The 240-nt window shown below is 43.3% G+C and carries 1 protein-coding gene; it reads right to left on the bottom strand.

Annotated elements, in window-relative coordinates:
• Window positions 1–240, bottom strand: a 240-nt coding sequence (locus SB756_RS34595) for an ATP synthase subunit I (protein WP_410913820.1), incomplete at both ends; no start/stop codon positions are given.

The following is a 240-nucleotide window of genomic DNA, read 5'->3' as shown; positions in this document are numbered from 1 at the left end:
AACTACCGGAAAATGCTTTAGTACTAGCGCAAACAATATGATTGTCAGCATAAACTTTAGTGCGTTACCGCGTTTTAACGCGTTATACGCTTGTTCTGCACGACTCGCCCCCATAAATCGGAATGCGTAAAGTGCAAAAACACAGTGAGGAAGTATCGCAACTGCACCACCAGCTAACGCTGACAGACTGGCTTCAACTCCCAAACCAATAAAAATAATTACGGCAGCAAATAATGCTAC

The organism is Pseudomonas sp. SIMBA_068, assembly GCF_046534705.1.
Classification (GTDB): Bacteria; Pseudomonadota; Gammaproteobacteria; order Pseudomonadales; family Pseudomonadaceae; genus Aquipseudomonas; species Aquipseudomonas putida.
This window is presented reverse-complemented; position numbering and strand designations above follow the sequence as displayed.